Annotated in this window: 5 protein-coding genes and 1 pseudogene; 4 read left to right on the plus strand and 2 right to left on the minus strand. The window is 71.5% G+C overall.

From position 1 onward, the window contains the following. The first annotated feature begins 70 nt into the window (after positions 1 to 70). From HY68_RS05125 to HY68_RS05140, 4 genes are all read left to right on the plus strand, one after another. Positions 71 to 1174 (plus strand): threonine synthase, encoded by a 1104-nt coding sequence (locus HY68_RS05125; protein WP_041984925.1) that lies wholly within the window; start codon positions 71 to 73, stop codon positions 1172 to 1174. Between the two features lie 212 nt (positions 1175 to 1386). After that, positions 1387 to 3204, plus strand: a complete 1818-nt coding sequence (locus tag HY68_RS05130; protein WP_041984929.1) for a hypothetical protein — start codon at positions 1387 to 1389, stop codon at positions 3202 to 3204. A gap of 199 nt (positions 3205 to 3403) precedes the next feature. After that, complete coding sequence (locus HY68_RS39525) at positions 3404 to 4051, plus strand: GPP34 family phosphoprotein (RefSeq protein ID WP_157874284.1); 648 nt, start codon at positions 3404 to 3406, stop codon at positions 4049 to 4051. Positions 4052 to 4471: 420 nt separating this feature from the next. After that, complete coding sequence (locus tag HY68_RS05140; RefSeq protein WP_198533214.1) at positions 4472 to 5239, plus strand: helix-turn-helix transcriptional regulator; 768 nt, start codon at positions 4472 to 4474, stop codon at positions 5237 to 5239. On the opposite strand, the gene HY68_RS05145 is transcribed toward HY68_RS05140, so the two are convergent. Together HY68_RS05145 and HY68_RS43485 are read right to left on the minus strand one after the other, a co-directional pair. Continuing rightward, positions 5232 to 6347, minus strand: a complete 1116-nt coding sequence (locus HY68_RS05145; protein ID WP_241778472.1) for a glycosyltransferase — start codon at positions 6345 to 6347, stop codon at positions 5232 to 5234. The two genes, HY68_RS05140 and HY68_RS05145, sit on opposite strands and share 8 nt — an antisense overlap. Further along, positions 6344 to 7410, minus strand: a pseudogene (locus HY68_RS43485) (lanthionine synthetase LanC family protein); the annotation flags it as partial. The gene HY68_RS05145 and the pseudogene HY68_RS43485, both read right to left, overlap by 4 nt.

Below are 7410 nucleotides of genomic sequence, written 5' to 3' on the forward strand. Positions count from 1 at the left end.
GACGACCACCGCACCCCGGACCCGCCCACGCGACCGCGCCGGACGGCGACCCGGCTGACATGCTGGCGCCATGACCACGACGTACCGTTGCCCGGCCGACGGCACCCGCTCCCCCGTCACCTCGGCCGCCTGGTGCTGCCCCGTCTGCCGCGGCCCCTGGGACCTCGACCTCGACACCGCCCCCGTGCCGCGCGAAGCCCTGCCGGGGCGGGTCAACTCCCTCTGGCGGTACGCGGAGGCGCTGCCGCTCGAAGCGCCCGTCACGACGCTCGGCGAGGGCCGTACGCCGCTCGTCCAGCTGACCCCGCACGTGGCGGCGAAGCTCGACTACCTGATGCCGACGCTCTCCTTCAAGGACAGGGGCGCCGTGCTGCTCGCCGAACTCGCCCTGCGACTGCGGCCCGAGCGGGTCGTCGCGGACAGCAGCGGCAACGCGGGCACGGCCGTCGCCGCCTACTGCGCACGCGCCGGGCTGCCCTGCACGGTGTACGTCCCCGAGACCACGTCGCCCAAGAAGACCGAGCAGATCCGCGCGCACGGCGGCCACTTGGAGCGCGTCGCGGGCGACCGCGAGGCGACGGCCGTCGCGGCGCGCGCGGCCGCCGACGAGCCGGGCACCTTCTACGCGAGCCATGTGTACAACCCGTACTTCCTGCACGGCACGAAGACCTACGTCTACGAGCTGTGGGAGGACCTGGGCGGCCGACTGCCCGAGGCGATCGTCGTGCCCGTCGGCAACGGCACCCTGCTGCTGGGCGCCGCGCTCGCCGTCGGCGAACTGCACGCGCACGGACTGATCGACGAACGCCCCGCGCTGATCGCCGTCCAGGCCGAAGCGGTGTCGCCCCTGGCGACCGCCTTCCGCGCGGGCGCCGGGGATCTGCTCGCCCCCGCCGAACAGGCCCCCACGCTCGCTGAGGGCATCGCCATCCCGAACCCGCCGCGCGCGGCCCAGATCCTGGCCGCCGTACGGGAGTCCGGCGGTACGTTCCTCACGGTGACCGAGGACCAGCTCCGCGCGGCCCAGCTGGACCTGGCCTCCCGCGGCCTCTTCGTGGAGTCCACGGGCGTCGCCTGCTGGGCGGCGGCCGGCAGCTGGACCGACCGCTCCGCCGTCGTACCGCTGTGCGGCGCGGGAGCCAAGACAGGCCTGGCGGCACCGCGCGAGCGCTGAGCTTCACCCGCCCGAACGCGCCGCGCCCCGGGCCGTCTTCACGAACTGAACCAACAACAGGGGCCACACTTCTTCACCGCACAAGTATTGACGTGTACGAAACATGGAGGAAGCATCTTCCCTACTCGGAGAGCGCTCTCAGAGGGCCGTTCCCAGCGGCCTCCCGTGCTCCCTGTCCGTACATACGTACACGCTCAGGAGGTCATCCCCCCATGCAGACACCTCCGCTCGGCTCCCCACAGCCGGGCAACAACCCCCACATCAGCCGGCGCGGTTTCGCCGCTTCGGTGACATCGGCCGTGCTCGGCGCGGTGTTCCTGCCCGCCCTCGGCTCCTCCGCCAGTGCCGCTCCCGCCGCACGGTCGAGGGCTGCCGCCGACCCGGTCGTGGGCGGTGGCGACCTCGGTCCCAATGTGATCGTCTTCGATCCCTCGACGGCCAATATCCAGGGGCAGTTGGACAGCGTCTTCAGCCAGCAGGAGTCGGCGCAGTTCGACACCCGCCGCTTCGCGCTGCTCTTCAAGCCGGGCACCTACAACGGTCTCAACGCGCAGATCGGCTTCTACACCTCCATCGCCGGGCTCGGGAAGAACCCCGACGACACCCACATCAACGGCGATGTCACCGTGGACGCCGGCTGGTTCAACGGGAACGCCACGCAGAACTTCTGGCGCTCCGCCGAGAACCTGTCGCTCACCCCGGTCAGCGGCGAGAACCGGTGGGCCGTGGCCCAGGCCGCGCCGTTCCGCCGTATGCATGTGCAGGGCGGCCTCAACCTGGCGCCGAACGGCTACGGTTGGGCCAGTGGCGGCTACATCGCCGACAGCAAGGTCGACGGGACGATCTCCCCGTACTCCCAGCAGCAGTGGTACACCCGCGACAGCAACATCGGCGGCTGGGGCAACGGCGTCTGGAACATGGTGTTCTCGGGCGTCCAGGGCGCCCCTGGGCAGTCCTTCCCGAACCCGCCGTACACGGTGCTGGGCACCACGCCCGTCTCGCGCGAGAAGCCGTACCTCTACCTGGACGGCGACAACTACGCGGTGTTCGTACCGTCGTTGCGCACGAACGCGTCCGGCGCCTCGTGGGCCAACGGCTCCACGCCCGGTACGTCCATCCCGCTCGACCAGTTCTACGTGGTCAAGGCGGGCGCGACGGCGGCCACCATCAACCAGGCCCTCAGCCAGGGCCTGAACCTGCTGTTCACGCCGGGCGTCTACCACGTGGACCAGACGATCAACATCACCAGGGCCGACACCGTCGTCCTCGGCATCGGCTTCCCGACGATCATCCCCGACGGCGGCGTGACGGCGATCCGGACCGCCGACGTGGACGGCATCAAGCTCGCCGGCCTGCTGCTGGACGCGGGCGCCCAGAACTCGCCGTACCTGCTCCAGGTCGGCCCCTCGGGAGCCTCCGCGGGCCACGCGTCCAACCCGACCTCGGTGCAGGACGTGTTCGCCAGGGTCGGCGGCGCGGGCCCCGGCCTCGTCACCACGGCCGTCGAGGTCAACAGCAACGACACGATCATCGACCACACCTGGATCTGGCGCGCCGACCACGGCGCGGGCGTCGGCTGGACCACCAACCCGTCCGACTACGGGCTGCTGGTCAAGGGCGACAACGTGCTGGCGACCGGTCTCTTCGTCGAGCACTTCCAGAAGTACGACGTGGAGTGGAGCGGCGAGGGCGGCCGGACGATCTTCTTCCAGAACGAGATCGCGTACGACCCGCCGAACCAGGCAGCCATCCAGAACGGCGACCGGCTGGGCTGGGCGGCGTACAAGGTCGACGACTCCGTCAACACCCATGAGGGCTGGGGGCTCGGCAGCTACTGCAACTTCAGCTCCGACCCGACGATCCGTCAGGACGCGGGTTTCGAGGCCCCGGTGAAGGACGGCGTCAAGTTCCACGACCTGCTCGTGGTCTCCCTCGGCGGCGTCGGCCAGTACAACCACGTGATCAACAACACCGGAGACGGCACCTCCGGCACCTCGACGGTCCCGTCGAACGTGGTGTCGTTCCCCTGACCCGTCCGTAACCGGAACGCCACGACGGCGGCCGGGTCCTGCCCCCTCCCCGGGGCCGGGCCCGGCCGCCGTCGTGTGATCGGCGAAATGTCAGGAAGTTTATGAATAACCGGTTTCACCGGCGCGCGCGAATTGCCGCCGGGCGAACTCCGGGAACTACGCACGTCTGTCGCGCGTGTTCATGGGGAAAGGGGGATCTATGGATTCACAACTGACCATGGGCGAGCAGATCGTGCTCCTCGCACTGGACGAGCGGAGTGGAGAGCTGCGCGAGCCGCCGCTGCGGGTGGGGCTCGCGGTGTCCGCGGCCACCCTGCTGGGGCTGACGTTCTCCGGGCATGTGGTGGTACGCGACGGGGCGCTGGCCGCGGCGCCGCTCCCGCCGCCCGCCGACCCGGTCGAGGCGGCCATGGCCGAGCAGCTGCGCAGCCACCCCGAGGCGAAGCCGCAGGCCTGGCTGCTGGCGGTCAGGGAGCAGGCGCTCACCGCCGCGTACGACGGGCTGCTGGCGAAGGGCCTGGTCCGCGAGGAGGGCCGCAAGGTGCTCGGGATCTTCGGGTCGGTCACGTACCCGGTCAAGGACACCGCGACCGCCGAGACGCTGCGCGCGCGGCTGGCCGCCGTGGTGCTGGCGGGCCAGGAGCCCGACGAGCGGACGGCGGCGCTGGTCACCGTCCTGCACCACGCGGGTCTGCGGGCCGTTCTCGTCCCCGACGAGCAGGCCGGGGCGGCCGAGGCCGGGTTCGCCGCGATCGACGCGGGCCAGGGGCCCGCTGCCACGCTCGGCGAGGCCGTACGCACCGCGGTCGCCGCGCTCACCGCGGTCATCGCCGTCTCCGGGCTGTAGGGCACGTTCAGCACACGGCAAGGAAGAGTTTCCCGCCGGTTCACCGGCCGGCGGGAACCTCGCGCATGGCTCGGGGGAATGCGTCCCGGGGAGTCCGGCGGTTCCCTCAAATAACCGGTGAAATAGCACAACCTCGGGTTAATCCGTGATCCATTGACAGGTTCATTCCAGGGTGTTCGAATACGCATCATGGGGGAATCAACACTGATCACACTGGGCGTACTGCCTCTCGACGAATCCGTGTACAGAAAGCTTTTGCAGCAACCAGGACTTGGCACATCCGGCTTGAGCATGGCTCTCGGTCTTGACGAAGCGTGTGTACGCGAATCGTTGCAGCGGCTCAGTACGCAAGGAATGGTCAGGTACGACGTAAGCGGAGACGCCACCGCGCTCGATCCCGGCATCAGCGTCGGAAGACTCGTGGAACAGCGGCTCCGGACACTGCACGCGGAAGAACAGGAGGTACTGACGCAAGGCCACTCGTTGATCAACCAGGCGCTGCTCTGGCGGATGCGGGAGCAGGTGCACGACAGCCACGACAACGTCGAACAACTCACCGGCAGTGAGCCGGTGCAGGACACCGCCGAGGAACTCACCGTGCTCTCCCGGCGCGAGGTGCTGACGATGCGGCCCAGCCGCCCCTCGCCGCCCGACGGCATAGCCGCCACCCGCCAGTCCGAACTGCGCTGCCTGCGGCGGGGGATCGCCCTGCGCGCCCTGCTGCACCGAGGCGCTCTGGAGGACAAGGCGACGGCGGCGCATCTCACCACCATGATCGAACACGGCGCGCAGGTCAGGCTGCTGGACGACCGGTTCGAACGGATGCTGATCTTCGACAGGAAGGCGGCCCTGGTGCAGTCGGACCGCGAAGCCACTCCGCGCAGCGCGCTCCTGGTGCGTCAGGAGGGGCTGGTCCGCACGCTCTACTCGTTCTTCGACCGCTGCTGGTCACAAGCGGTCGACGCGGCGCCCCTGCTGCTCCCCGGGCACACCCGCACCCAGCTCGACGCCGTCCAGATCCAGGTGCTCCATGCCATGGCGCGCGCGGAGAAGGACGAGGTCGGGGCGCGTGAACTGGGCATCTCCGTACGCACGTACCGCGGACATGTCGCCGGGCTGCTGAAGCACCTCAACGCCACCACCCGCTTCCAGGCGGCGCTGAGAGCCAGGGAGAAGGGGCTTATCTGAGCGGTGTGCCCGCCCCGGCGGGCACACCTTCCCCGGCCTCTGCGCCGGCGCAGGGCCGCGCACCCGCGCCGGCCTGTACGCCGTCCGCCAGCTCCCGCAGCAGCCGCATCTCGCGCGGCTGGATGCCGGGCAGCAACCGGGCGGCGCGGCGCGCGTGTTCGGTACGCGCGCACAGCAGGTTCCTGGCGATGGCGAACCGGCCGCGCTCCGGTACGAGGACCAGCTCGCCGAACAGCTTCTCCTCGCCGAGCACGACCCGTTCGATCTCGGCGTGCAGATCCCCGTCCCAGTCCTGCGGCCGCACCAGCTCGCCGGAGTCGGCCATCTGCCCGTACCACTCCCGCATGTCGGCCAGACACGCGGCGCGGAAGGGCTCATCGTGCCGTCCCGCGCGGAGGTCGCCCAGCAGTGTGTGGGCGGCCTTCGCGTCGTCCAGGACGACCAGCGGCAGCCGGTGCGGGCGCGCCATCCGGTTGCGCCGCGTGCCGCCGTCGACCAGCAGGTCGACGGTCGGCTCCACGACGGTACGGAACGCGTGTCCCGCGTCGGCCATCCGCAGCCACAGGTCCCAGTCCTCAAGCCCCGCCCCGGTCCGCCAGCCGCCGGCCGCCTCGGCGAGACCGCGCCGGTGACCGACCCGGGAGGGCTCGAACATCGGCCCCATCAGCTGGAGTTGCGGGTGCCACCAGGCGGACAGCGCCGGGAACGGGGCGACTTCACCGCCCGTCGCGTCGTGGTACGCGACACCCGTCGCCGCCAGCTCGGCGCCCGCCTCCAGCAGGCCGAGCAGCACCCGCAGATGGTCGGGGCGCCAGCGGTCGTCATGGTCCAGATAGGCGATGAACTCACCCCGTGCGAGGGCCAGTCCGGCGTTGCGCGGCCCGCTGGGATGGCCGCTGCGCTCGATCCTGTGCAGCCGGACGCGGCCGTCGCGCGCCGCCGACCTGCGTACCCAGTCCTCGGTGTCGTCGTCGCAGCCGTCCGAGACGACCAGCAGCTCCCAGTCGGCCACCGACTGCGCGCGTACGGAGTCGATGGTGTCCGTGATCTTCCGCGACCTGTTGTAGGTCGGGCAGATCACCGACACCCGCACGCCGGGCCGGCTCACAGGAACGGCAGGGCGGTCGGAGCGCCGGCCGTCGCGCGCAGCGCGAGCAGCACACCGGCGGCGCCCGTCGCCAGGTCCGTCGACAGCCGTACGTTCTCGACGCCGAGGAACGCGGGCTTGCCCTGGTAGCCGACCCCGTACAGGTCGAGGGCCGCAGCCGGGTCGACCGCGGGGGTGTCCCCCGCCGCGCCGCCGGTACGGCCGAGCCTGCTGAGCACCACCATCACGCCCGCCCAGCCGTGGAAGAGACCGGCGGTGTGCGGCACGCTGTCGCGGGCCGTGCGCAGGACGGTGTCGTGGGCCAGGGCGAAGCGCGGCTCGGCGCGATGCGCCAGGTAGTCGGCCAGCACCATGGCCGTACCGCCCCCGCCGGATGCGAGCAACGGCCGCGCGCCGTAGGCGCCTTCGGCCCAGCCCTCGTCCGGCGCGACACCGCCGGTGAGCGTGGCCGCCTCCGGCGCCGCCGCCCAGCCGAGGGCCCGCAGGTCCGTGTCGAGCAGCAGCCGCGCCGCGTCGAGGAGGCCGGTGTCCGGGCTCTGTTCGTGGAGCCGCAGCAGCAGCAGCGCACCGCCCGCCCTGCCGCGCAACAGCCCTGCCTCGCCCCGGCGGGGCGGCTGCGCCGCGGTCCGCTCGACGATCTGTTCGGCCAGGGCCGTCGCGTGCTTCAGGGCGTCGTCGTCACCCGTCGTACGGGCGAAGTGCAGCTGGGCGAGGCCGAGTCCGGCCCTGCCGTCGAAGAGGCTGTCGTTGCCGGGCTCGGCCTTGGCCGCTTCCTTGAGCAGCGCCGCCGCCGCTTCGCCGCGGCCGAGGCGGTGGAGTGTGGTCGCGATGCCCGCGATGCCGGTGTACAGGCCGGGCGCCGGGTCGGTGAGCCGGCCCGCAGCGGCCTCCAGCCAGTCGACGTGCGCGGCGGACACCTCGACGCCCGCGTCGGCGAGCGCCCACAGCACGCCCGCAGCCCCGTAGGCGAGGCAGACGCCGCCCTCCGGCAGCAGGAACTGCGTCGCGTCGCCGGGGAAGAGCCGGTCCTCGCGCTTCGGCGTGGCCGTGACGAGGATGCCGT

This window comes from Streptomyces sp. AcH 505, from assembly GCF_000818175.1.
Classification (GTDB): domain Bacteria; phylum Actinomycetota; class Actinomycetes; order Streptomycetales; family Streptomycetaceae; genus Streptomyces.

Excerpts from the sequence above, each read along its gene's own strand:
- HY68_RS05125 (WP_041984925.1), top strand. The coding sequence starts at position 71 with ATGACCACGACGTACCGTTGCCCGGCCGACGGCACCCGCTCCCCCGTC.
- HY68_RS05130 (WP_041984929.1), top strand. The coding sequence starts at position 1,387 with ATGCAGACACCTCCGCTCGGCTCCCCACAGCCGGGCAACAACCCCCAC.
- HY68_RS39525 (WP_157874284.1), top strand. The coding sequence starts at position 3,404 with ATGGATTCACAACTGACCATGGGCGAGCAGATCGTGCTCCTCGCACTG.